At 57.7% G+C, this 24,484-nt stretch carries 22 protein-coding genes; 9 read left to right on the forward strand and 13 right to left on the reverse strand.

Annotated features, from left to right (window positions below; all coding sequences use genetic code 11):
• Positions 1 to 540, forward strand: a complete 540-nt coding sequence (locus CPY64_RS15590; protein WP_042485969.1) for a pyridoxamine 5'-phosphate oxidase family protein — start codon at positions 1 to 3, stop codon at positions 538 to 540.
• 87 nt (positions 541 to 627) lie between these two features.
• Here CPY64_RS15590 and CPY64_RS15595 read toward each other — a convergent pair whose 3' ends face one another.
• The 7 genes from CPY64_RS15595 to CPY64_RS15625 all read right to left on the reverse strand — a co-directional run bounded on the left by CPY64_RS15595 (position 628) and on the right by CPY64_RS15625 (position 7,996).
• Positions 628 to 1,668, reverse strand: a complete 1,041-nt coding sequence (locus CPY64_RS15595; RefSeq protein ID WP_042485966.1) for an AbrB family transcriptional regulator — start codon at positions 1,666 to 1,668, stop codon at positions 628 to 630.
• A 79-nt stretch (positions 1,669 to 1,747) separates the two neighbouring features.
• Entirely contained in the window at positions 1,748 to 3,271 is a 1,524-nt protein-coding gene (locus CPY64_RS15600; RefSeq protein WP_042485963.1) for a tripartite tricarboxylate transporter permease, read from the reverse strand.
• Positions 3,268 to 3,711 (reverse strand): tripartite tricarboxylate transporter TctB family protein, encoded by a 444-nt coding sequence (locus tag CPY64_RS15605; RefSeq protein WP_042485960.1) that lies wholly within the window; start codon positions 3,709 to 3,711, stop codon positions 3,268 to 3,270. The genes CPY64_RS15600 and CPY64_RS15605 overlap by 4 nt, the downstream gene beginning before the upstream one ends.
• Before the next feature lie 86 nt (positions 3,712 to 3,797).
• Entirely contained in the window at positions 3,798 to 4,790 is a 993-nt protein-coding gene (locus tag CPY64_RS15610) for a Bug family tripartite tricarboxylate transporter substrate binding protein (RefSeq protein ID WP_042485957.1), read from the reverse strand.
• Positions 4,791 to 4,914: 124 nt separating this feature from the next.
• The gene (locus CPY64_RS15615; RefSeq protein WP_226791391.1) at positions 4,915 to 6,315 is read right to left on the reverse strand and encodes a sensor histidine kinase; all 1,401 of its coding nucleotides are present in this window, start codon (positions 6,313 to 6,315) and stop codon (positions 4,915 to 4,917) included.
• A 30-nt stretch (positions 6,316 to 6,345) separates the two neighbouring features.
• On the reverse strand, positions 6,346 to 7,029 hold the full coding sequence (locus tag CPY64_RS15620; RefSeq protein ID WP_042485950.1) for a response regulator: 684 nt from the start codon (positions 7,027 to 7,029) through the stop codon (positions 6,346 to 6,348).
• A 67-nt stretch (positions 7,030 to 7,096) separates the two neighbouring features.
• Positions 7,097 to 7,996 carry a LysR family transcriptional regulator gene (locus tag CPY64_RS15625; protein WP_223253989.1) on the reverse strand — a complete coding sequence of 300 codons (900 nt, stop codon included), beginning with the start codon at positions 7,994 to 7,996 and terminating at the stop codon, positions 7,097 to 7,099.
• A 135-nt stretch (positions 7,997 to 8,131) separates the two neighbouring features.
• Between CPY64_RS15625 and CPY64_RS15630 the strand changes: the two genes are divergently transcribed.
• Positions 8,132 to 9,454, forward strand: a complete 1,323-nt coding sequence (locus tag CPY64_RS15630) for an MFS transporter (protein ID WP_042485943.1) — start codon at positions 8,132 to 8,134, stop codon at positions 9,452 to 9,454.
• Positions 9,455 to 9,474: 20 nt separating this feature from the next.
• The gene (locus tag CPY64_RS15635; RefSeq protein ID WP_042485940.1) at positions 9,475 to 10,425 is read left to right on the forward strand and encodes a carbon-nitrogen hydrolase family protein; all 951 of its coding nucleotides are present in this window, start codon (positions 9,475 to 9,477) and stop codon (positions 10,423 to 10,425) included.
• A gap of 143 nt (positions 10,426 to 10,568) precedes the next feature.
• On the opposite strand, the gene CPY64_RS15640 is transcribed toward CPY64_RS15635, so the two are convergent.
• The 6 genes from CPY64_RS15640 to CPY64_RS15665 form a co-directional block, all read right to left on the reverse strand.
• The gene (locus CPY64_RS15640; protein ID WP_081251488.1) at positions 10,569 to 10,988 is read right to left on the reverse strand and encodes a helix-turn-helix domain-containing protein; all 420 of its coding nucleotides are present in this window, start codon (positions 10,986 to 10,988) and stop codon (positions 10,569 to 10,571) included.
• 681 nt (positions 10,989 to 11,669) lie between these two features.
• Positions 11,670 to 13,778: a TonB-dependent receptor family protein gene (locus CPY64_RS15645; RefSeq protein WP_042485938.1), complete on the reverse strand. Its 2,109-nt coding sequence runs from the start codon at positions 13,776 to 13,778 to the stop codon at positions 11,670 to 11,672.
• 24 nt (positions 13,779 to 13,802) lie between these two features.
• On the reverse strand, positions 13,803 to 14,246 hold the full coding sequence (locus CPY64_RS15650) for a CopD family copper resistance protein (protein WP_035270184.1): 444 nt from the start codon (positions 14,244 to 14,246) through the stop codon (positions 13,803 to 13,805).
• A complete protein-coding gene (locus CPY64_RS15655) occupies positions 14,243 to 14,944 on the reverse strand; it encodes an ABC transporter ATP-binding protein (protein ID WP_042485935.1) in 702 nt (233 codons plus the stop codon). Before CPY64_RS15655 ends, CPY64_RS15650 begins: the two co-directional genes overlap by 4 nt.
• The gene (locus tag CPY64_RS15660; RefSeq protein ID WP_042485931.1) at positions 14,937 to 15,716 is read right to left on the reverse strand and encodes an ABC transporter permease; all 780 of its coding nucleotides are present in this window, start codon (positions 15,714 to 15,716) and stop codon (positions 14,937 to 14,939) included. Before CPY64_RS15660 ends, CPY64_RS15655 begins: the two co-directional genes overlap by 8 nt.
• Positions 15,713 to 16,696: an ABC transporter substrate-binding protein gene (locus tag CPY64_RS15665; RefSeq protein WP_226791392.1), complete on the reverse strand. Its 984-nt coding sequence runs from the start codon at positions 16,694 to 16,696 to the stop codon at positions 15,713 to 15,715. Before CPY64_RS15665 ends, CPY64_RS15660 begins: the two co-directional genes overlap by 4 nt.
• A gap of 358 nt (positions 16,697 to 17,054) precedes the next feature.
• On the opposite strand from CPY64_RS15665, the gene CPY64_RS15670 reads away from it, so the two are divergent.
• The 6 genes from CPY64_RS15670 to fdhE all read left to right on the forward strand — a co-directional run bounded on the left by CPY64_RS15670 (position 17,055) and on the right by fdhE (position 24,414).
• Positions 17,055 to 17,768, forward strand: coding sequence for a Crp/Fnr family transcriptional regulator (locus CPY64_RS15670; RefSeq protein WP_042485928.1), 714 nt, complete (start codon positions 17,055 to 17,057; stop codon positions 17,766 to 17,768).
• Between the two features lie 88 nt (positions 17,769 to 17,856).
• On the forward strand, positions 17,857 to 18,531 hold the full coding sequence (locus CPY64_RS15675) for a TehB-like domain-containing protein (RefSeq protein ID WP_042486141.1): 675 nt from the start codon (positions 17,857 to 17,859) through the stop codon (positions 18,529 to 18,531).
• Positions 18,532 to 18,768: 237 nt separating this feature from the next.
• Entirely contained in the window at positions 18,769 to 21,843 is a 3,075-nt protein-coding gene (gene fdnG, locus CPY64_RS15685) for a formate dehydrogenase-N subunit alpha (protein ID WP_139125381.1), read from the forward strand.
• A gap of 3 nt (positions 21,844 to 21,846) precedes the next feature.
• Positions 21,847 to 22,764 (forward strand): formate dehydrogenase subunit beta, encoded by a 918-nt coding sequence (gene fdxH / locus CPY64_RS15690; RefSeq protein ID WP_042485921.1) that lies wholly within the window; start codon positions 21,847 to 21,849, stop codon positions 22,762 to 22,764.
• Entirely contained in the window at positions 22,757 to 23,410 is a 654-nt protein-coding gene (locus tag CPY64_RS15695; RefSeq protein WP_026483687.1) for a formate dehydrogenase subunit gamma, read from the forward strand. Before fdxH ends, CPY64_RS15695 begins: the two co-directional genes overlap by 8 nt.
• 77 nt (positions 23,411 to 23,487) lie before the next feature.
• Complete coding sequence (fdhE, locus tag CPY64_RS15700) at positions 23,488 to 24,414, forward strand: formate dehydrogenase accessory protein FdhE (protein ID WP_042485918.1); 927 nt, start codon at positions 23,488 to 23,490, stop codon at positions 24,412 to 24,414.
• Positions 24,415 to 24,484 lie beyond the last annotated feature (70 nt).

Genomic DNA, 24,484 nt, shown 5'->3' on the forward strand with positions numbered 1-24,484 from the left:
ATGAACGAAACGATTGAATCTTCCTTTGAACAACTGCAAGAGATGATCAAGGACATTCGCTATGCGATGTTCGTCACCCACGCGCAGGGCGGCCAGCTTCATGCCTGGCCCATGACCACGCAACAGGCCAAGATGAGTTCGGAACAGGAGGACTTTGAGCACGACAAGCTCTGGTTCTTCATGGCCAGGTCCAGCCAGGTGGTCCACAACCTGGTGGTCAACCCGCACGTCAATATCAGCTATGCCGACCCCAAAACAGACACCTATGTATCAGTTTCGGGCCTGGCTAGCGTTGTGGAGTCCATGAATCAAAAGGAGCGCTTCTGGAACACGCTGGTCGAGGCCTGGTTTGAAGAAGGCATTACCGATCCCGATGTTGCTCTGGTCTGCGTACAGATAGACAGTGCCGAGTACTGGAGCGTGCGCGAAGGCAAGCTGGCTCAGGCAGGCAAGATGCTCAAAGCCACCCTGATGGGCGAGCAACTGACAGAACTGGGGGAGCACGGCAAAATCAGCCCTGCCTCCAAACCAGATCGCTGAATGTAGCCTGCTGCTTGCCTGAAACCCGACGCCCGGCCTCGCGCCGGGCGTTTGCTGGCGCCCTGTTACGCAGGCGTGCCGCCTTGATCAACGTGCTTTCAAAAACCGGGCGATGCGCGTGTACAAAGGCCCGGTCAGCACCAGTACACACACCATGCGGGCAACCTGGAAAGAGGTCACCATGGGCGCGCCCAACTGCAGGACCTTGGCGGTGATGGCCATCTCTGCAATACCACCGGGACTGACACCCAGCACCAGCGTGGGGTAAGGAATATCAGACAATCGATACAAGCCGTAGGCAAAGCCAAATGCCAAGGCCAGATTGATCACATTGCTGACAGCGGCAACCCCTAGATAACGGGGCGCTCGACGGAAGAAATCCGGGCCGAACTTGTCGCCCAAGGCCCAGCCAATACACAGCTGCCCCAGGTTGGAAATCTCTACCGGCAAGCCCGACAGAATAATGTCGTTGTACGTCAGGATGGCCACCACCAGCAAAGGCCCCAATACCCAGGGATTGGGCAGACGGAACACTTGAAAGGCAACCCCTGCGGCACTGCTCAATAACACCAGAAGAGCCAGACCGGACAGGTTCAAAAAGTCGGGTCTGACCACGGCCCCAAGCTGTTCACCCGAAAAGCCCAAAGCCTCGAATGCGAAGGGAATAATCACCACCACCATCAATACGCGCAGGCCATGTGCAGAGGCGACCAGATCCGGCCGTGCGCCATAGCGTTCCGCCAGCCCGGTCATCTCGCTGGCACCGCCTACCGCGCTGGCAAACCAGGCCGTACGCAGATCCGTACCGGCAAAGCGGGTCAGCATGAAAGTACCGATACAGCACAAGACCAGCGCAAACACCATGCCCATCACAATGAACACGGCATTGCTGCCAATCAGATGCACCATGGCAGGGGTGAAGTACAGCCCCAGGGATGCCCCAATAACCCACTGCCCTGCATTACGCGCCAGCGGCATGCAAGCACCGGGGCTGCCGGCCATTTTGGTGGCCGCTGTCAAGATCAGGGCACCCAGCATCCAGGGCAAAGGCATGCTCAGCCAGCTCGCGACCAGAGCGCCGACCAGAGCCACCCCGAAACCAAGGGCAATTCGAAACCAGATAGCCATAACAGAAACAACAAGGCCAGGCCGCAGCCTGGCGCTTTCTCCCGATAAAAGCCCCACCCAGCAGGTGGGGTCCCCCTATTTATGTCTTGTCGTGTACTTGCTTGCGAGCGGCAATACGGCGCAGCAAGATCGGACCTACACTAACTAAAACAGCGGCGATCCACAAGGCAATTGACACCTTGCTCTCGAACAGAATGCCGATTTCACCATTCGTGATGGACAGCGCACGACGTAAATTCTGCTCCATCATATTGCCCAGCACCACGCCCAGCACCATGGGGGCCATAGGCACATTCATCTTGCGCAAGAAGTAGCCCAGGACACCGATGCCAACGACCAGCAGCAGATCAAACGTCGTGCCATTGATGGCATAGACCCCGATATAGCTGATCGCCAAAATACCAGGCACCAGCAGGCGCGGAGGAATAGCCAGCATGGAGGCAAAGACCCGCACCATGGGCACGTTCATCAGGAACAGCATGACGTTGGCGACCATCAAGGAGGCAATCAGGCCCCACACAATCTGTGGTTGCGACTCGAACAGCACCGGGCCGGGCGTGATGTTGTACAGCGTCAGAGCACCCATCATGACCGCCGTCGTCCCCGAGCCAGGCACACCCAATGTCAGCATGGGAATGAAAGAGCCGGTTGCGGCACTGTTATTGGCCGCTTCTGGTGCAGCCAGACCGCGCATGTCACCCTGGCCAAACATGGCATTGGGGTCTTTGCCTTCGATATATTTTTTCTCGTTGGCATAGGCTACAGCGGAGGCCACACTGGCCCCAGCTCCAGGCAAGATACCAATAAAAAAGCCCATCACGCCACCGCGCACCGTACTCCACCAGGTCATGCCCAGTTCTTTCAGATTAAAGAGCTTGCGCTTGCTTTTAGGCACTTCAATCGACACGCCGCCCAGCAAGTTCTCCAGCATCTGCAACATCTCGGCCACGGCAAACAAACCAATCACCACGACAACAAAATCGATGCCATCGGCCAGATTCGGAATATCAAAACTGTATCGGTACACCCCCGAGTTCGCGTCCACCCCAACCGTGGAAATGAACAGGCCGAGCATGGCTGCCAGAATGCCTTTCACCGGCTCATCGCCCAGCAGGCTGGTCAAGGCACAGAAGGCAAATACCATCAGCACAAAGTACTCGGCAGGACCGAACGCCACCGCCCAGCCTGCCAGCATGGGGGCCAGCAGCACAATGCCGCAAATGGCAATCGTAGAACCAATAAAGGAAGAAAAAGCCGACAAGGACAAGGCCACGCTGGCCAGGCCTTTACGTGCCAGCGGATAACCGTCCAGTGTCGTCATGACAGCGGCTGCTTCGCCGGGCACATTGATCAGGATGGATGTAATGCGTCCACCATACTCGGCGCCCACATACACGGCAGCCAGCAGAATCAAGGCCGACTCGGGCGGCAGCTTCATCGCAAATGCAATGGGTACCAGCATGGCTACGCCATTGATCGGCCCAAGCCCCGGCAGAACTCCCACAATGGTGCCAATAAACGCACCAATCGCAGCCACCAGCAGGTTCTGGGCGGAAAATGCCACGCCAAAACCGACACTTAAATATTCAAGAATAGAGCTCATAGCCACTCTCCCAGGATGCCGTATGGCAGAACCACATCCAGGCCCAGGTCAAACAACAAGAACAGGCCTACGCCCATCGCCAGCCCGCCTATCAGAGCCTGCTTCCAGGAACCACCAAACAAGCGCCCGACCAGTGTCGCCATGATCGTGGTGGCGACAATGAAGCCCAACCATTGAAAGAGCCAGGCATAGGCTGCCAAATACGCCACCATCATCAGGATGCGGCCGTTGGCGCCAGAGGGATTGGGAGCCACTTGCCCGCCGCCCTTGATGATCAAGCGCACACCGCACAGGGCAATAATCAGCGCCAGCAGCAAGGGAAAGGCTTTGGGCCCGACAGGTTCATAGGAAAAGGGGGGCTCTAGGTCGTAGCCAAAGGCGGTGATCAAGGCGGCAAGCACCAGCGCGCCCACGCCTAGCACGCGATCATTTAGCGTCATGATGGAATCTCCGGATTCACCCGCCATGAACGGCGGGGCAAAAAGGCGGTGTTCCCGATTCAAAACCTCGGGAACACCGTACAGATTTACTTCTTGATCAAGCCGAAAGAATCAGCCAGCTCACGATACTGAAGCACTTGTTGTTTTACGTAGGTGTCCAGTTCGGGGCCGCTCATGTTGAACGGAAACAGACCTTGCTGTGTTTGCAAGCGGGCAAATTCAGGAGTTTTCATCAGGCGATCAAAAGCCTGAACCCACCATTGATACTGCTCGTCAGAGACTTTGGGGCCGACATAAAAACCGCGAATAATCGGCCATTCGATATCAAAGCCTTGCTCTTTGGCCGTAGGAATATCAGCCAGGGCACCATCCAGTCGCTTGTCATTGAACACGGCCAATACGCGGATGGGCGCCCCCCCTTCCAGCATGGTGTGAGCTTCGGCAGCATCACCCATATACGCCTGGATGTGACCACCACGCAAAGCCGTCATGGCTTCGCCACCGCCTTCAAACGCCACGAAACGCATTTTGCGGAAATCCACATCGGCTGCCCGCGCCGTCAGGGCCGCTTTCATCCAGTCCTGACCGCCAACGGATCCGCCCGCTCCCAACACAATCTTGCTGGGGTCAGCCTTGAATGCTTCCATCAGCGACTTCAGGTCCTGGTAGGGAGAGTCGTTACGTACGATAGCCACACCGTAATCACTGCCTATGGATGCCAGCCAGCGCACATCTTCTACCGAGTATTTGCCGAACTTGCCCTGGGCCAGATTCAGCAAGGAGCCACCGGAGAAGGCCGCAATGGCATTGCCATCACCAGGGCGCTGCGCAACGATGTGGTTGTAGGCCACCGCACCCACGCCACCGGGCATGTAAATGGTACGCATGGCATTTTCCAGCAGCTTGGTTTCCAGAAAACCATTGACGGCCACACGGCAGGTCAAATCAAAGCCGCCGCCTGGCTGCGCCGGGGCAATACATTCAGGTTTGGAAGGTTGCTGGGCCTGTACGCCGCTCAAGCTGCTCAGGCCCAGAATGCTGCTGGCCAGCAGCACCCGCAGTGTCGTGTGAATAGCCATTGGATCGCCTCCTGGAGGATCGTCGTAGTTGTAATGGTTGCGACCTTACCGGAGCGAAGCTTTCGCCTACCTTTCAATTCCGCCGAAAACCGCCAATCTCAAGGGTATACCCTAGATTAAAAGTTCAATGTTCAAGCGCCTCGAACTCCAAACGCACAATCAGGCCACGCTGCTGCGGTCCTGGCTGCAAGCTCATGCGAGCACCATGAATTTGCGCGATAGCCTGCACAATCGCCAAGCCCAGACCCGAGCCTTGCAAAGCCTTGCCTGCTTCTCCCCGTCGGAAGCGATGGCCCGCCTTGGCCAGATCGTCCGCGCTCATGCCGGGGCCGTCGTCCTCCACTTGCAGGCAGCACACTCCCCCCTCTTCCCTGACTGAAACGGTGATGCGAGCCGCCCGTGGGCAGTACTTGATGGCATTGCTGACAATATTGCTCACGGCCTGCTGCAAGAGCCAGGCTTCTCCCGCCACCCAAACCGGTGTTGAAGGTACATCCAGCCCCAGGTCCTGACGACGCGACCTAGCCAGGCTCCACAACTCGTCAACCACCTGACCGGCCTGCTGACACAGATCTACCGTTCCCAAGGCAGCGCGGCTTCGCAACTGATCAGCCGCATCGCGCACACGTGACAAGGCAACCATTTGATGCGTCATCTGGGCGGTATTATTCAAGCGCGACTGAATCGCCTCCAGCACCTCTTTCATTTCATCTGTCCTGGCCAGCGTCAAGGCAAAGTCCACCTGGGTCAGCAAGACGGCCAAGGGGGTTTTCAGCTGGTGTGACGCATCATCCAGAAACTGCTGCTGCTCGCGTGATTTGCGCGCATACCGCTCCATTTGCAAATTAATGGTCTGCACCAAGGGGCGCACTTCTCGGGGCAAGCTGGCATCACTGATAGGCTCCAGATTATCGGGCGAACGATGCCGCACCTCTGCGCTCAGCTTGCGCAAGGGTCGCAAAGCCAGCAAGGTCCCGACCAGAATCAGCACGGTAAACAGGCTGAGAACTGCCACGTCCTGAATCAGGTTTTGAATAATCACTTTGCGGATGAACTCGTCGCGTTCGCCCAGGTTTTCGCCCGCCTGAATCAGAACCCGGCTGTCCTGGTAGGTTTGCAGCCGCCCATCCGACTCCAACGCCACCGCTGCGATACGTAAAGGCTCTCCCAAATACTGCGCGTCATAGAAAACCGGCTGATTATTTACCAGCCTGGCCGATGGCAAAGGCATGCCCGTAAAGCCGATTTCCGACAAACCATCTTCGGTGGCCACCCGGAAATACACCTGGCTGCTAATGGTGTATTCCATGAACTCCATCATGTAGTAGGACTGCTCCATGGCCAGCCCGCCGCTGATGGTCAGCACATTGGCCGACATGGATTTCAACGCCCCCGCCAAGGCGCGATCAAATGCTGCATTCACCTGATCTTTCAGCGTCATGCTGGAAATGAACAGGGACACGCCCGAGGTCAGCAAGGCCGCCGGAATCAGCATGACCAACAGGGTGCGGCGCAGACTGCTCATGGCCATAGGGCCTCCTGCAAGAGCATAAGGTTACGGTTCATCGTCGCTGACCGGCTCCAGGCAGTAGCCTACGCCGCGCAAGGTCACGATGTGGACATCCGAGGCCTGCAACTTCTTGCGCAAACGATGCACCAGCACCTCGATGGCCTCAATATTGATTTCGTCTTCATCCTTCTCGTTAAGGCGATCCAGAATGAACTGCTTGTTCACGGGTTCGCCACTACGCTGCACCAGAATACGCAATACCTCGGCCTCACGCGGCGACACGGACAACAGCGCACCGTCCAGCGTAAAACGCTGCGTGGACAGGTCATAAACCAGGCTGGCACATGCCATGCGAGGCTTGTCCTTGCCACGGCTACGACGAATCAGGGCATTGACGCGGGCCACCAGTTCTTCAATACGAAACGGCTTGGGCAGGAAATCATCTGCCCCGCACTCCAGCGCCTCCACCCGCTCCTGCAAGGAGTCACGCGCCGTCAAAATCAACACTGGCGTGCGGTTATCCTCCGAGCGCAAACGGGCCAGCAAGGCACGACCATCCATACCCGGCAAGCCCAGGTCCAGAACCAGAGCATCAAACTCCTCGATCAGCAGACGGTGGTAGGCCACCACTCCATCGTTGGACCATTCAACCGTAAACCCTTTCTTTTGCAAGCTGCGGGTCAGCCAAAGGGCCAAATCAGGCTCGTCTTCAATCAATAAAATTCGCATGGCGGATAGTAGAAAAGAAAGCAGAACAGGGGGCAATAGTACGCCGCCAGATCGTATTGGCAGCGCTTTACGCGCTAACCGGCTCGGTCAGCTCCAGCACAAAACGACGTAACCAGCGATTTTCCTCATCATGCTCCTTGTTGATATCCCAGATCATGGACACCACAAAGGAAGGCACACGCAAGGGCACCGGGGATACAGCCAGGCGGCTATTGCACTCGGCAAAAGAGCGGGCAGCGTAGTCGGGCATGGTCAGCACCAAAGGGCTGCCAATAATCGCATTGATTGCCCCGGAAAAATGCGTGAATGAAGCCTTGACCTTGCGTTGCAGGCGTTCAGCATCGAAGAGCTCATCCACAAAACCGCGCAGACCATCAAAGGACACCCGGCCATGACGCGCATGCAGATACTCCTGCTTGCTCATGGGCGTAGAGAACTGGGTCGCTTCCTTGTCGTAGACACAAATATACGAAGCGGAAAACAGCACTTGGGACTTGTGCATGGTGCTCAGGAATTTGGGGCTGGAACAGATCGCCAGATCCGCCCCATGCTCAACCATGCTTTGCGGCCATAAATAGCTATTGGTTTGATAGAAGGAGAAGCTGATCGTCCAGCCCTGCTCGTCCGCCATGCGAATCATGCGTTTGGCCAGCATATTTTCCAGATCATCGGACAAAGCGATGCGAAAAACCCGGCTGGAGCGGCTGGGATCGAACTCCTGATCGGACGTGACCAGCGCGGAGATGCTTTTCAAGGCTTCGGAGATCTGCGGGGCGATCTCCAAGGCCCGATGCGTAGGTGTCATCCCGTGCGAACCGCGCGTAAAAAGCTCGTCATTGAACACCACCCGCAACTTGCGCAAGGACGCACTGACCGCGCCCTGGGTCAGAAACAAGGCGTTGGCGGCCTTGGTCACGCTGCGCTCGTTCATCAAGCACTGGAACACCAGCAGCAAGTTCAAGTCCATCCGCCTGATATTAGCGATATTAATGGAAGCCATTTTTCTAATTAGTTTGAATAATTATTTGGCTTGATTAGACTAAAAATCAGCCACAACCACAATAAGGGCAGGTATTCACCTGCCCTGCTCGAGGAGATATCTATGGGCACTGCTACCGTCGCCCCTTCGCATGCCAATTCGGCACCCCCAGGCCAGCCTGGCCTGAGTAGAAAACAAGTTGTTGCCGTCGGTATCGGCAACTTTATGGAATGGTTTGACTTCGCTATCTATGGCTACTTTGCAGCCATTATCGGCAGCATCTACTTCCCCTCCGACGCCACTGGCGTTTCCCTGCTGTCGTCCCTGGCCGTATTTGCCGTGGGCTTTGTGTCGCGCCCCTTTGGCGCCCTGATCCTGGGCCCCATTGGCGACCGCTTTGGCCGCAAGACCGTGCTGATGATTACGGTCTTTGGCATGGGCGTATTCACGACCCTGATCGGCCTGCTACCCGGCTACAACACCATCGGCATTACGGCGCCCATCCTGCTGGTTGTGCTGCGTTTCCTGCAAGGCATGATGGTCGGCGGCGAGTGGTCCGCTGCCGGTATTTTCCTGGTGGAAAGCGCCCCCGCCAACCGTCGTGCAACGGCAGCCAGCGTGGTGACCTTTACCGCCGGCATCGCCTTCTTGCTGGGTACCGCGACCGCCGCAGCCATCAACGCAACCTTGACCGAAGCCCAGGTCTACAGCTGGGGCTGGCGTGTGCCTTTCGTCCTGTCCATCGTGATGACCTTTATCGCGGTCTTTATCCGCCGCAAGCTGAACGACACTCCCGTCTACCACGAGCTGCAGGAAAAGAAGGCCAACAACACCCTGGAACGTGTTTCCTCCAAGGACAAGCTCAATGCCTTTATTCTGTCCTTTGCCTTCTCTGCGCTGTTCCTGGTGTCGCTGTACTACTTCATCACCTACGCCAATAACCACCTGGTTTCCATTCTGGGCATGAGCAAGACTTCTGCCCTGTGGTTGTGCAGCGCCTCGCTGGTGGTGTATTGCATTTTGCACCCACTGGTTGGCCGCTTCTCGGACCACTATGGTCGCCGCAAACTGGCCTTGTTTGCCGCTGCGGGCCTGACGATCATGGCCTATCCGATCTTCATCATGATGAACTCCGGCAAACCTGCGCTGATCCTGCTGGGCCTGATCATCATGGCTTTCCTGGTCGCCATCTCTGCCGTCATGAACGTGGTGCTGCTGGTGGAAGTGTTCCCCGCCTCGATCCGCTCGACTGGCGCCGCACTGGGCCACAACGTATCGTCGGCACTGCTGGCTGGCCCCGGCCCCTTCATTGCGGCTGCGCTGATCCAGTACACAGGCAACCCCAACGTACCGGCCTGGTACCTGGCTGCCGTATCCCTGCTGTGCTTCCTGATCCTGTATACCCGCCTGCCTGAAACCAAAAACGTGGACTTGTCCGCAGGCTGACCTTTAAAGGAGACCTAGTTATGAGCAAAGTTGCTGTTATCCAAGCGGCGTCCATCCCGTTTGACTCTGCCAGCAGTGTAGAAAAAGCCGCCGCCATTTTGCAGCGCGTGGCCGCCAACGGGGCCACCCTGGCGGTCTTTCCTGAAGCCTTTCTGGGTGGTTATCCCAAAGGTATCAGCTTTGGCAGCGTGATCGGCAACCGCCGTCCCGAAGGCCGTGCCCTGTACCAGATGTATGTGGAAGGTGCCGTCACTCTGGGAGGTCCCGAACTGGAAGCACTGGCCGATGCCGTTACTCAAACCGGGGTCTACACCGTGATGGGTGTGATCGAAAAAATGGGCCGCACCCTGTATTGCACCGCGCTGACACTGGCTCCGGGCAAAGGTGTGGTGGGCATCCACCGCAAACTGATGCCTACTGGTCAGGAACGTCTGGTCTGGGGCTTTGGCGATGGTTCCACCATGGGCACCGTCGATACTCCCATGGGCCGTATCGGCAACGTGATCTGCTGGGAAAACTACATGCCCACCCTGCGTCAGACCATGTACGCCCAAGGCACCGAGCTGTACTGCGCCCCCACGGCAGACGACCGCCCCACCTGGGCCTCGTCCATGATTCACATCGCTGTTGAAGGCCGAGTGTTTGTACTGTCCGCCTGCCAGGCCATCCGCCTGAACAACTATCCCGAGTCCTTCCAGAAAGAGTTTGCCCTGCCCGGCGAATTTGCTCCGGACAGCTACGTGATGCACGGCGGCAGCATGATCGTCAGCCCTACCGGCGAAGTGCTGGCCGGCCCGGTGTTCGACGAAGAAACCGAGCTGTATGCCGAGCTGGACATGGACCTGCTCAAACAGGCCAATCTGGACTTTGACGTCTACGGCCACTACTCGCGCCCCGACATCTTCTCCCTGCATGTAGACACCCGAGCCAAACAGGTTGTGAAGCTGCAAACCGAAGACTCGGGCGAATAAAACCGCTCCATCCTGCACCTTAAAAAAAACCGGCCCCATCGCGCTTTTGACGTGATGGGGCCGGACCTGCTTCAGAGCCAGGGACAGCTTGCTCTCTGTACCTGCTCTTTCCTGTGACAGCTTTCTTTTTTAACCCTTTGGCTCTAGCTCAAAGCCAAGGGATCCAGCACGGGCTGATACGTAGACACCTGCAACTGCGTCTCGTCCAGACCCATTCCCTGCGCCAGAAGAGCCAGCATCGTCTGGCTCAACGGAACAAGCCCTTTCTCGATCACGTTATATTCCGCCACGCTGATCCCCAGCCGGCCAGCCAGGCGTTCGCGCTTGATCTCCAGATACTCGCGCCAGGCTCGAATCAAGGTCCAGCGATGCGTGCGCATATCCTTGAGCACCGCATACGGAATACCCTTGTCCGAGCGCACAAAACGCGGTGCGGCCACCAGCTTGCGCACACACTCATCTTTCAGGGAGTCGCGTGTCAACAGATGGGCATACAGCACAGCCTGCTCGGGCAATGTGCGAGGATCAATATCTTCTGTGGTCAACAAGTATGTATTCATCATGGCTGACAAACCTAAGGATGTAAGAGGACGGTATACCCAGAACTTACCGACCCGCTCCAGCCCGGTCTGCCAGATAATTCTGAAAGTGCGCCCAACCCACCCTATCGGCTGATCCTGATCAAGACACACATCCAGACAGGCCATAAAAAATGCCCCTGAACACGTCAGAGGCACTCTTTCAGAACACAGTACTACGCACAACTACAACTACAACTACAACTACAACCAGCAAACCAGCAACACCAAGTTTAGACACAAGAAACCCTGAACCCGCCCAAGCACAGCATCTAAAGTCGCGGCCTATCCAAGGCATTGCGCAATACAGCCCAAATCCAAAGCCCAGAGTCAGAACCCCCTAAGGCGTGAATCCCCTGTGAGCCCCTCTGGCCTGCGCCGGGGCCTTGGGGCGATTCAGAGCGCTTGCCGCAGGCGAGAGAGCAGGCAGGGGTTCAAGCACCCAGCTGTTTGAGCCCGACGCTTGTACTTGGTCCGGGGGACCAAGTACCGGGCGAGTTCTGGGTGCGCCCTGCCTGATCTCTCGACAAGGGGACCGGTGCGCAGCACCGGCAAGAGCTCAAGCCCCAAGGCCCCGGCGCAGGCCAGAGGGGCGTCTTCACTGAGACAATTCCTGCCTGAGTCCTTATTCCGCCCCCCAACTACAACCTGCAGGCATCAAAACAATCAGAAGTTATATTTCACCCCACCAAAGAAACTCCTGCCATTGCCCGCCAGATAAGTCGGCATCGCCTCCGAAGCCGAGCGACGAATCACATAGCTGCTGGCGTAAGTCTTATCAAAAATGTTATCCGCCATCAGATAAGCACTCCAATGCTTGTCATGCTGATAAGCGACCTTGAAGCCCCAAATGGCATAGGCATTTTGATGCGTGCCTTCCACATTCTGATGATTGGTTGGCGTATCCGAAGCCAGCCAGCGCACATTCGGCCCAAAACGCCAGCCACCGCGGCGATACATCAGCTCTGCACCCAGCAAATGCTTGGGCACCCCGGCAATACGATTGCCTTCATACTCGCCGCCACGGAAACGGAAATCACTGTAGGTATAGGACAGACGATAGTCCCAACGCCCTGCCGCCGGCGCAGTCAAAGAACCGCTCAAACCCGCTTCCACACCCTGATGCCGCGTACGATCACCATAGTTGAACGTCACTGACGACGCCCCCGTCGCATCACTGACAGCCATCAGCTCATCTTTCACATTGCTGCGATACACGGCCAAAGACCAGTCCACCGCCGACTCGCCCCTACCCAAACGCCCGGCCCCGCCCAACTCAAAAGTCGTGGCCTTTTGCACATTCAATTCTGTCAGCCCCGTCACGGCCGAGCGCACATTCATGGGCTGCGGCACTTCCGCACTGATGATCTCCCAATACGTAGGCGCTTCATGACTGCGGCTGACATTGGCAAACACCCGCAAATCCTCGGACGGCTGCCAGACCACACCCAGTTTCGGGCTGGCGTAAGACCATTTCTGGTTCAGGGTATCGCCCCCCAAACGATTGCGCGCATCACGAATCGCCTGGCTGTACTTCACATCCCCCACCACCGTCCACTGGGGCGCAACCTTCCAGCTCAAACCCAACAGCGCATTGCGGTTTTCAGCCCGCAGGCGATAGTCCCCAAAGAACAAGGCACGGCTGCCATTGGCAGGATTGACCGCATACAACTCACGATCCATATCACTGCGCGCCCAGTCCAGGGCAAGGCGATAATCCAGGCTGCCTTCACGACCGGCCAACTGCCACTGTGCGCCATAGGTATTCCCCTTGGTGGGCGAAGACACCTGCGGATTCGTAAAAGTATCGTCCACCGTCTGCCAGTACAGGCCCACGGTCTGGTTGAAATCCTCGGTACCCCAATAACTACGGTTAGCCAGACGGAATTGAGTGGCCTTGCGATTCGGGTCGCGGTTATAGACATTGGCCGCCATATCCTGCGGCGTGCCATAGTCCCCCATCACACTGCGCGGATCGCTGTAAAGACGCTCACGCGGGACCACATTGGGAATATCAAACTTCAAATCCACATAGGACAGGTAGGTGCGGTTCTCGAACTGCCCGCGCCTGAAACCGATATTGCCCTGCACATTCGTGCGCTCGGAATCCGAGTGATGGCGATAGCCATCGGCCTTGTCGTGGCTGACGGCCAATCGCCCATCAAACTCGTCCGTCTGAAAACCCTTGGCCGCATACAAGCCCAAACGCCCGAAGCTGCCGCCTTCCACGCTGATGGCATCGCCCTGTGTGCCATTCATGGAACGGAAATCCAGCTCGCCACCCAAGGTGGTTGCACTGGGGGACAAGGCATTGGCACCACGCCGCACGCTGATCAAGGAACTGTTGCGCGGTTCCAGAAAACCAATCACAAAAGAGCCGTCCGCCTCGTTCAAAGGCAGGCCATCCTGTAGCAACAAGACACCTCGATTAACCGGATTGCTTTGAATCCCCGAACCGCGAATATTGAGCCGTGGCTGATCAATCCCGCCAAAGAAATCCTGCACCACCAGACCGGGTTGATAATCCAGGGCATCGCGCAAGGTCACCAGACGCACTTCTTCCTGCGGCTGAATCAAGTTGGTGCCACCGGGCACGGCGTCCAGGCGGGCTTTCTCTTGTCGTAGGTCAGCCTGCAGCACGCTTTGCCCGACAGGCGCCTTGATGACAATGGGAGACAGGGTGGAGGTAGACGGATCGGCCCAGGCGGCGCCCGACCACAGCCCTCCCAGCGCCAGGCTGACCGTCAGCCGACGCAATACAGGAACGTGTGACATCGTATTCTCGATAGGAAAGTGAAATTACCAGTGCAGATAAAACATGGTCTTGGCCAGGATCACGATCCCGACCATGTGACAGAACACGCTTAGGTGAATGCGCTTGAAATGGATGGACTTCATGCGTCCGGTGCGCCGCAAGGTCATGGCCGTCAGAAAATGGCCAAAAACGCTGAGCGCCAACAGAATCTTGATCGTCAGAAACAGGCCCAGGGTGTTGTCAAAAGGATGGGCCAGCGCAGCGCGGTGATGCCAGGCCAAACCTATCCCGGCGCTGTACAGAACCAGCAGAACCCAGGGCATGATGCGCCGGGCACGGTCACCAATAGCAATCTCCAAGGTGCGCATGGCCTCTCGCGGAACGTGCTTGCGTATGCCTTCCAGCATCAGGACTTCAAAGAACACCGTGCCGATGAAAAACAAAGCAGCAAACAGGTGGAACAAGAGGATCACGGGATAGGCAGTCATGGCGTCAAAGCCTCCTGAGACAAAAGTTGGGCGTACAAGGAATCGGCCAGACACTCACGGGCAGCGGTATCCGCCGGGGCCACAGGCTCAAACAGCTGGCCTTGTCCCTTTTGCAGCAGCAGGCAGGAATCAGCAACCCGCATCAACTCACGGGGTTGATGGCTGACGTACAGCAGCGCCGCTCCAGTTTCTTCCAGACAACGCAGGCAGGCTTGGGCCAGGCTGTTACGCAGGGCCGGGTCCAGAGCGCTGAAAGGTTCGTCCAGCAGCAAAAGATCCGGCTGCAAGGCAAAGGCGCGGGCCAGTGCTACCCGTTGCGCCATGCCACCGGACAACTCGCCGGGCCAGGACTGGGCGACATCGGCCAGTTCCACCTGCCCCAGCCAATACATGGCACGCTCTTTGGCTTGCGTAGCGGACAAACCTTGCGCACGTAGCGGAATCTGCACGTTGTCCAGCACGCTGCGCCAAGGCAGCAAACGAGGCTGCTGAAACACCAGCACAGGGTGACGGAACTCGTTCCAGATCTGGCCGTTATCGGGCTTGATCAGCCCGGCCACCAAACGCAGCAAGGTGCTTTTGCCTTCACCGCTAGGGCCAAGAACGCCCAGGCGCTGCCCGGCTTTCAAGGTGAAACTTAAATCCTGCAAAACCGGTTTTTGCCCGAACAGGACTTGCACATGGCTTAGCTCAAGCATGGCTGTCCTCCCGCCACTGTCCCAGACGACGCTGCAAGGGTTGCAGCAGGACAAATTCAATCGCGGCGACCAAGCCCAGAATCAGCACCACCCAGGCATACAGCTCGGCACTGTCAAAGGTGCTGCGCGCATTGGCCAGGGCATAGCCCGCACCACTTTCCGCACCCAGCACTTCGGCCATCACCACCAGACGCACACCACCGCAGCAAGCGATCAGCAAAGCAGCCGTCAAGGGGGCCGTCAGGGAAGGCAGATACAGGTGACGCAGACGACGCCACCAGCCAAAGCGGTAAACGTGGCTCATTTCGATCAGATCGCGGTCTACCTGCAACATGCCTTTGACCGTGTTCACGTACATGCCCGGCACCATCATCAGCACCGTCATGAAAATCACCATGCCCGAACCCAGACCAAACCAGAGCATGGCCAGCACAACCACCACCACAGGCGGAATCGCCATCAACAACCAACGTAAAGGTTCCAGCAAGCCGCGCAGCCGCGGACTGTGCGCCGCCAAAATGCCTAGCGTGAAACCAATGGAACACCCCACGCTGACGCCAATGGCCACGCGCAGCAAACTGGCTCCGGCGACATTCAGAAAATGGCCGGACATCATCAAACGCGGAATCGCACGGGCGGTTTCTATGGGGGAGGCCATCAGCAAAGGCCCCAGAAACATGGCGCTGATCTGCCAGCACAGCAAGATCAGCAGCACCCCCGCTACGCCCCATGCACGAGAGCTACGGGCCGTTAAATGAGACCTGGTTTTCATGGTCCATAAAACCCGGCAGCAGGCAGACCACCACCCAAGGCTTGGGGATGCTGATCCGCCAGCAATTGATACAGCGCTTCCAGTTGAGGGCGGATTTCACTGGCTGGACGACTATCCAGACGAGTCTTTTCAATCGCGGTTTGAATTGCCGGAACCGGGAACTGGGGTAAATAGCCATGAACCATTTGGGCGCACTCTTGCGGCTGCTGACTGCACCAACGGGCCGACTCGGCATAAGCCCGTTCCACGGCCTGATTCAGCTCGGTATCGTGGGCAACGGTGACGTTAGCCATGACACCGGCTTGAGGCAGCGCCTGTTGCGAAGGGAACACTTCCGCCCAGGCTTGCTCCAGACTTTGGCCACGATGCAGTTCCACCTTTTTCTGCTCGGCCTGCCACAAGAGCAAGGAGGCAGTAGGTTCAACCAGCAGGGCCTGATCGCCCTGCCCGGTCAGCATCAAGGCAATCGCATCCTGAGCATCACGGGTACGGCGCAAGCGCACGGCTTCCTTGCCCGGTTCGGCTTGCTTGGCCAGCAAGGTGTCCAGCAGGACAGCAGGCAGATCGCGCTGGAATGGCACCAGCAGTTCTTGACCGGCCAGATCGCTAAAGCTCTTGACGGCAGGATCACGGCTGACCAGCCACAAAATCCCCCAGACCGAGATATTCAGCTGTTTGACGGCCTGTCCCTTGTTGAACATCAAGGCGGACAAATTGCTGGGTGCAGCGCTGTAATCCACTTCTTTCTTTGCCAGCAGGACACGCAACTGATCCGGGTTTTGCCACAGACGAAACTCCAGCTTGTCCGTGTATTGGCTCAAGGCCTGGGTCTGCGCCATATGCATCAAGGGATAGGACACCACCGCGCCTGGACCAGCCAGAGTCAGGGACTCATAACGGGGAGCGGCCTGAGCACCTACTGCCAGCGAGGCCAAGAGCAAGCCAGGCAAAACACGGTTCAAGACTTTGCGAACGAACATCCCACGGCCATCTCTTTTGGAGTTACCCAGCGCCTTAGAGGCAAACCGAGCAAGAACCCGCTCCTTAACTCCACCCAAAACGTGAACCTGTGCCCCGTTTTTTAGATCAGGTTCATCCAGACGGAGCATGGCAGCATGCTTACCCGATAAGCCAGCATCGATTGCCTTGGGAGCAGCTTGGTTTAAGGGAAGCCCACTCACATGGCTGGCGAGAGCCTGCCGCCCTCTCTCTGAACGGGCAATTTTTCCCTGAGATGCAGCCCAGCAATGAAACCCTTGATAGATATATGGCATGAAGATTCGTATAATGAGAACTATTATCAAATGGGAATTCTCCCATCTTCATCCCAGCGTCCCAATGACAAAAGTCAACATGCCCGGCCCGTGTCCAGCTTTGTTTGAATTGCTGGCCCGCCACCGCCTCCTGCAAGGTCTGCCCATCGAGGTCATCCAGCATTTGTGCCATGACGCCCTGGCTCAGCACGCCAGCGCCGGCCAGATTCTGTTCAATGAAGGTGACGAGGCCCGCTATTGCTTGCTGGTCGATAGCGGCCAGGTAGAAATCCTGCGCTACAGCCAAAATGGCGACGAACGTGTTTTCAACGTATTCGAGCCCGGCCAACTGGTAGCGGAAGCCGCCATGTTCATGCCGCATGGTCGCTACCCCATGTGCGCCCGCGCCAAAGGGACAGTACGCGTCTACAAGCTCTCGCGCAGCAGTCTGCAAGAAGCCTGCCGCCGCTGGCCCGAACTGGCCATGAACATGATGGCTGGCCTGAGCAGCGCCTTGTATGCACAGGTCAACAAAGTGGATTGGATTTCCGCCAGCTCGGCCGCCGAGCGCCTGGCCAACTACTTGCTGAATCTGCAGGCCCGCCAAGGGGAACATATCCAATTGCCTTTGAACCAACGGCAACTGGCCGCCCATTTGGGCATACGGGCAGAAACCTTGAGCCGTTTGTTTACCGACTGGCAGGCGCGTGGTTATGTCAGCGGCAAGCGCAGCGACTGGCAGGTACATGACCAGGCCCACCTGCGCCGTTTGGCCAGTCCAGCCCAACGCTCTTTTTAAGCGATCGACGCACTCATGACTTTTGTCATTGGAGACCCTTTCAAGCAGACCGAGAATGCCGACTTTTAGCTTCTCTGGCTTGATACCCATGACACACTCGCCGCCGCAGGCCGATTACACCGAAGCCGACATCCGCCAACTGGTGACCCAGTTCTACGCCCAGGTACGGCAAGATGTACAACTAGGCCCGATTTTTGAACACCATGTGCAGGACTGGGACGAGCATCTGGATATGCTGTGTGATTTCTGGTCGGCCATTTTGCTGGGCACACGCCGCTTCAAGGGCGCCCCGATTGCGCGCCATGCGGCCCTGCCCGAGTTATCCTGGCCCTTGTTTGAACGCTGGCTGGAAATTTTCCACCAAACCACGGCCAATCTGGGCAAACCCGCCCTGCAAGAAAAGGCAGACGCCATGGCAGACCGAATTGCCGCCAAACTCTGGCAAACCTATCAGGCGCAAAGCAATCAAACGCGCCTGCCCGACACCCTGCCCGAAGGGCTGGAACGCTACAGCCAATCCCCCGTTTTCACGCCGGACAATTTGCCCGAGGCCCTGCGCCGTGCCCACAACACCAAGGCCGGCACCTGGGGCCTACTGCGGGTTCAAACCGGCGTACTGCGCTTTGCGCTGGACCAGGAGCCCTTTACCGAAGTAGTCCTGACAGCCGGCCAATGCGTGGTCATCGAGCCCCAGATTCTGCACCACGTGGAGTTCGAGCTGCCCGGCAGCTTTCAGATCGAATTCTTCAAACAAGCCCGCTAAATTGAAAAAATCCCTTGCAAACAGTAGGTGAATACCCGCATCACCGACTACACTTGCGGCTCTGGCGTGAAAACCTCAATAGAATCAAGATTGTCCTTGATCAATTAGTCACGCCCTTCGGGCAGTAACCCATAAGTTCAACGCTTATACTGTTCAACTATAAAACAGGGGCAGAGCTCACAAGGCGATTCCCCTCACGATTTCAAACACGAAAACACAATCCTATTGGAGAGCCGCATGGTGAACATGAATCGGCGTCAGTTCTTCAAAGTGACGGGGGCCTCGCTGGCCAGTTCCAGCATGGTTTTGCTGGGCGCTGCGCCCACCCCCGCCATGGCGGAAGTCAGGCAGTACAAACTGACCCGCATGACAGAGACGCGAAATACCTGTCCTTACTGTTCTGTAGCCTGTGGAGTGCTGCTGTACTCCCGTGGTGACGGTGCCATGAATGCCGAGCCCAGCGTGGTTCACATCGAAGGCGACGCGGACCACCCGGTCAATCGCGGCACACTCTGTCCCAAGGGCGCAGGCTTGGTGGATTTCATCAAGAGCCCCAACCGACTCAAATACCCCGAATACCGCGCCGCTGGCTCGGACAAATGGGAACGCATCTCCTGGGAAGACGCTTTCACGCGTATTGCCAAGCTGATGAAAGAAGACCGCGACGCCAACTTCCAGACCACGGCTGAAGATGGCACCGTCGTCAACCGTTGGCTGACCACGGGCATGCTGGCTGCTTCGGCAAGCAGTAACGAAGTGGGCTATGTCACCCATAAAGTCATCCGCAGCATGGGTGTACTGGCGTTCGATAACCAAGCACGTGTCTGACACGGCCCGACGGTGGCAGGTCTTGCCCCGACGTTTGGCCGTGGAGCGATGACGAACCATTGGGTCGACATCAAGAACGCGGATATTGTGCTGATTATGGGCGGCAACGCAGCCGAGGCGCACCCCTGTGGTTTCAAATGGGTGACCGAGGCCAAAGCACACAACAATGCAAAACTGATCGTTGTGGATCCACGCTTTACGCGTTCGGCATCCGTGGCGGACTATTACGCGCCTATACGCACCGGTAGTGACATCACCTTCCTGGGTGGCGTCATCAAATACCTGCTGGATAACGACAAGATCCAGCACGAATACGTGCGCAACTACACCGATATGCCCTTTATCGTGCGCGAAGACTTTGACTTCGAGCAGGGGCTGTATTCGGGCTACAACGAAGAAAAACGCAGCTACGACAAGTCCTCCTGGGACTACGAGCTGGGCGAGGACGGTTACGTCAAAACCGACCCCACCTTGCAACACCCACGCTCGGTCTACCAACTGCTGCGCAAGCACTACGAGCGCTACACGCCCGAGATGGTGGAACGCGTCTGTGGCACGCCCAAGGACAAGTTCCTGAAAGTCTGTGAAATGCTGGCCTCGACCGCTGAACCGGGTCGCGCGGGCACCATTCTGTATGCACTGGGCTGGACGCAACACAGTATTGGTTCGCAGATCATCCGTACTGGCGCCATGGTCCAGCTGCTGCTGGGCAATATTGGTATTGCCGGCGGTGGCATGAACGCGCTGCGCGGACACTCCAACATTCAGGGTCTGACTGACCTGGGCTTGATGTCCAACCTGCTGCCCGGCTATCTGACTTTGCCCAACCAGGCCGAGAAAGAGTTTGACGGCTACATTGGCGCGCGTGCCCAACAGCCGCTCCGCCCCAACCAGCTAAGCTACTGGCGCAACTACAAGAAGTTCCACGTCAGCCTGATGAAGGCCTGGTTTGGTGATGCCGCCCAGGCCGACAATAACTGGGCCTACGACTACCTGCCCAAGCTGGACAAGCTCTACGACATGCTGCAAGTGTTCGAGCTGATGGACGAAGGCAAGATGACGGGCTACATCTGTCAGGGCTTCAACCCCCTGGCGGCGGCACCGTACAAGGCCAAGCTGCTACGTGGTTTCTCCAAGCTCAAGTACATGGTCATCATGGACCCGCTGGTCACGGAAACGTCAGAGTTCTGGAAGAACTATGGCGAGCACAATGATGTCGATTCCGCTTCCATCCAGACCGAAGTCTTCCGTCTGCCCACCACCTGTTTCGCCGAGGAAGAAGGCGCACTGGTGAACTCGGGCCGCTGGTTGCAATGGCACTGGAAGGCCGCCAACCCTCCGGGCGAGGCCAAGAGCGACATTGAGATCATGAGTACGCTGTTCACGCGCATTCGCTCGCTGTACCAGAAAGAAGGCGGTGCCTTCCCTGATCCGATCCTGAACCTGTCCTGGCCCTACTCCAACCCGGATGATCCAACCGCCGCTGAACTGGCCAAGGAATATTCGGGCCGCGCACTGGTGGATCTGCATGATCCCAAGGATCCGACCAAGATCACGCGTAAAGCAGGCGAGCAGCTGGATGGCTTTGCCGAATTGCGCGACGACGGCACCACGCTTAGCGGTTGCTGGATCTATGCCGGTGCCTGGACGCAGCAAGGCAATATGATGGCTCGCCGCGACAATAGCGACCCCACCGGCATCGGCCAGACGCTGAACTGGGCCTGGGCCTGGCCAGCAAACCGCCGCGTGCTCTACAACCGTGCTTCCTGTGACCTGACCGGCAAGCCCTTTGACCCACGCCGCAGCCTGGTTCACTGGGATGGCAAGCGCTGGGGTGGTGCGGACGTCCCCGACTACAAGGCCGATGAAAATCCGGCTGATGGCATGGGTCCGTTCATCATGAACCCCGAAGGTGTCGCCCGCTTCTTTGCCCGTAAGGGCATGGCAGAAGGCCCCTTCCCCGAGCACTACGAGCCCTTTGAAAGCCCGCTCAGCTACAACCCGCTCAGTCCTGACGAGCCACGTGCCATGACCAACCCGGCAGCGCGTATCTTCAAGGACGACCTGGCGGCCATGGGTACGGTAGACAAGTTCCCCTATGTGGGCACGACCTACCGCCTGACCGAGCACTTCCACTACTGGACCAAGCACGTGAAGCTGAACGCCATCGTGCAGCCGGAACAGTTTGTGGAAATTGGCGAGGAACTGGCCAAGGAAGTGGGCATTGTGCAAGGCGACCGCGTCAAGGTGTCCTCCAACCGTGGCTACATCAAGGCCGTGGCGGTGGTGACCAAGCGCATCAAGGCCCTGAACGTGGATGGCAAGGTTGTCCACCAGGTGGGTATCCCGCTGCACTGGGGATTTGTGGGTCTGGCACGACCTGGTTTCCTGATCAATGCATTGACACCGCCCGTGGGTGATGGCAACTCGCAAACGCCAGAGACCAAGGCCTTCCTGGTTCAACTTGAAAAAATTAAGGAGTAAGCCATGGCCTTGCAATCACTTGATATCAAACGGCGCTCCGCAACCACCACCCCCATGCCCAGCGTGCGCGAGCCCGTGGGCGGGGAGGTCGCCAAGCTGATCGACACCAGTAAGTGCATTGGCTGTAAGGCCTGTCAGGTCGCCTGCATGGAATGGAACGATACGCGCGACGAAGTCGGCCACAACGTCGGGGTGTATGACAATCCGGCTGACCTGACCGACAAGTCCTGGACCATCATGCGTTTTGCGGAGTATGAAAACCCCGCTGGCGATCTGGAATGGCTGATTCGCAAAGACGGCTGTATGCACTGCGAGGACCCAGGCTGCCTGAAGGCCTGTCCCTCGCCGGGCGCCATCGTGCAGTACACCAACGGCATTGTGGATTTCCACGAGGAAAACTGCATTGGCTGCGGCTACTGCGTGACCGGCTGTCCTTTCGATGTGCCCCGCATCTCGGAAAAGGACAAGAAAGCCTACAAGTGCACCTTGTGTTCAGACCGTGTCGCGGTCGGACAGGAACCGGCCTGTGCCAAGACCTGTCCTACCGGCGCGATTGTGTTCGGTACGAAAGAAGACATGCAGCACCACGCTGAAGAGCGTATCGAAGACCTGAAATCGCGTGGCTTTGAGAACGCCGGTCTGTACGACCCGGCCGGAGTGGGCGGCACCCACGTCATGTACGTGCTGCACCACGCCGACAAGCCCGAGCTGTACAGCGATCTGCCCAAAGACCCGCAGATCAGTCCGATGGTCTCGCTCTGGAAGGGAGTGGCCAAACCACTGGGCGTTGCTGCCATGGCACTGACCGCCCTGATTGGTTTCTTCCACTACATCCGAACCGGTCCTAACGAGACTGACGAGGAAGACGAGCGCCGCGCCGACGAGGACGCACGCAAGATCCAGGAGGCTCACCATGACTGATCACAACCGCAAGGGCATGATTCAGCGCTACACCACCAGTCAGCGCATTAATCACTGGATCATTGCCATGAGCTTTGTGCTGCTGGCCTTGTCCGGGCTGGCGCTGTTTCATCCGTCAATGTTCTGGCTGACCAATCTGTTTGGCGGCGGTCCGTGGACACGCATTCTTCACCCGTTTATTGGCGTGGTAATGTTTGTGTGCTTTTTCCTGTTTGCGGCTCGCATGGTACGGCACAATATGTTCTCCAAGGGTGACGCGGCCTGGCTGCGTCACTTCAAGGACGTGCTCAATGCCAAGGACGAGCGCATTCCCGAAGTAGGCCGCTATAACGCCGGGCAAAAAATCCTGTTTTTTGCTTTGGTGATCTTCATGATCGGCCTGCTGGCAACCGGTGTGGTGATGTGGCGCGAATACTTTTCCGCCTTCTTCCCCATCTGGGCTATCCGCCTGGCCTCCGTGCTGCACGCGGTTTGCGCCCTGCTGATGATTTGCGCGATTATCGTGCACATTTACGCCGGTATCTGGGTAAAGGGTTCGGTCAAAGCCATGACCCGTGGCACGGTCACCCGTGCCTGGGCTTGGAAACACCACCGCGCCTGGTTCCGTGAAGAAATGGAAAAAGGTCCCAGCCGTCCTGCCGAATAAGCGGGGCTTTGGTACATAAGCAACCCGGCTGCCATGCACCATTTCGGGCATGGCAGCCTTGTTTTCAGGAGTCTGTCTTGCAACGCATCCTTCCGCGCGGCGAAATCGAAAGTCTGGACCACACCTCCATCCCCCGACTGCGCCTGCCTGTGCGAGCCAGCGTCTTTGCAGACCGGGCAGCACGTCTGCGCCAATTGGCTGATGGCAACCCCGTCGGCGCCTACCTGCTCTTGCTGGCACATCTGGTGGACGGGCAGCACAGGCAGCTTACTGCACTTGCCCCGGCCGAACTGCCCGCTGATGTGCTGGAAACGGCACAAAGGCACGGTATGCCGCCCTTGCTGGCCTCGGGCTGGAAACGCGATCCGCAGTGGCTCAGCATCTTGAACAGCCTGCTCAATCACATGATCAATACCTCGGACGTGCCTGCCGCCGCCCAAGAGGTTTGCCAGGATCTGCTCCAGAAAGCCGAGTCTGACCCACAAAAGCTGGAAGATCTGGCTGACGCGATTCTGGCCGAGCAGTTGCCAGAACAAGATGGTGCCGCCGCACCTTTTGTCATGGCCGCCTTGCAGGTCTACTGGACACATCTGGCCTGCTCGCTGACCGAAGGCCAACTGTCTGTGACCAGCCCCTTTGGCGTGTGCCCCTCCTGCGGCAGCCTGCCCGTATCCAGCGTGGTACGTGTCGGTGGTCGTGAAGATGGTTGCCGCTACATGTGCTGCCCTCGTTGCAGCGTGGAATGGCATCTGGTACGCGTGACCTGCTCGCACTGCGAGAGCACCAAAAGCGTGGCTTACCATGCCATTGAAGATGGCCCGGAAGGGATCAAGGCCGAGTCCTGCGACAACTGCCACACCTACCGCAAAATCTTCTACCAGGAAAAACAACTGGGCCTTGATCCAGTTGCAGACGACCTGGCCAGTCTGGCTCTGGACGTTCTGATGGGCGAAGAAGGCTATTCCCGCGCCAGCGGCAATCCGCTTCTTTGGCATCAGTCTTAAGCTAAGATTCCCCTACGCCTTGCTGCTTCACGCACAAGGCGTAGCTGATGGACCCTGCCCATAGACTCAA

Source organism: Alcaligenes faecalis, assembly GCF_002443155.1.
GTDB lineage: Bacteria > Pseudomonadota > Gammaproteobacteria > Burkholderiales > Burkholderiaceae_B > Alcaligenes > Alcaligenes faecalis.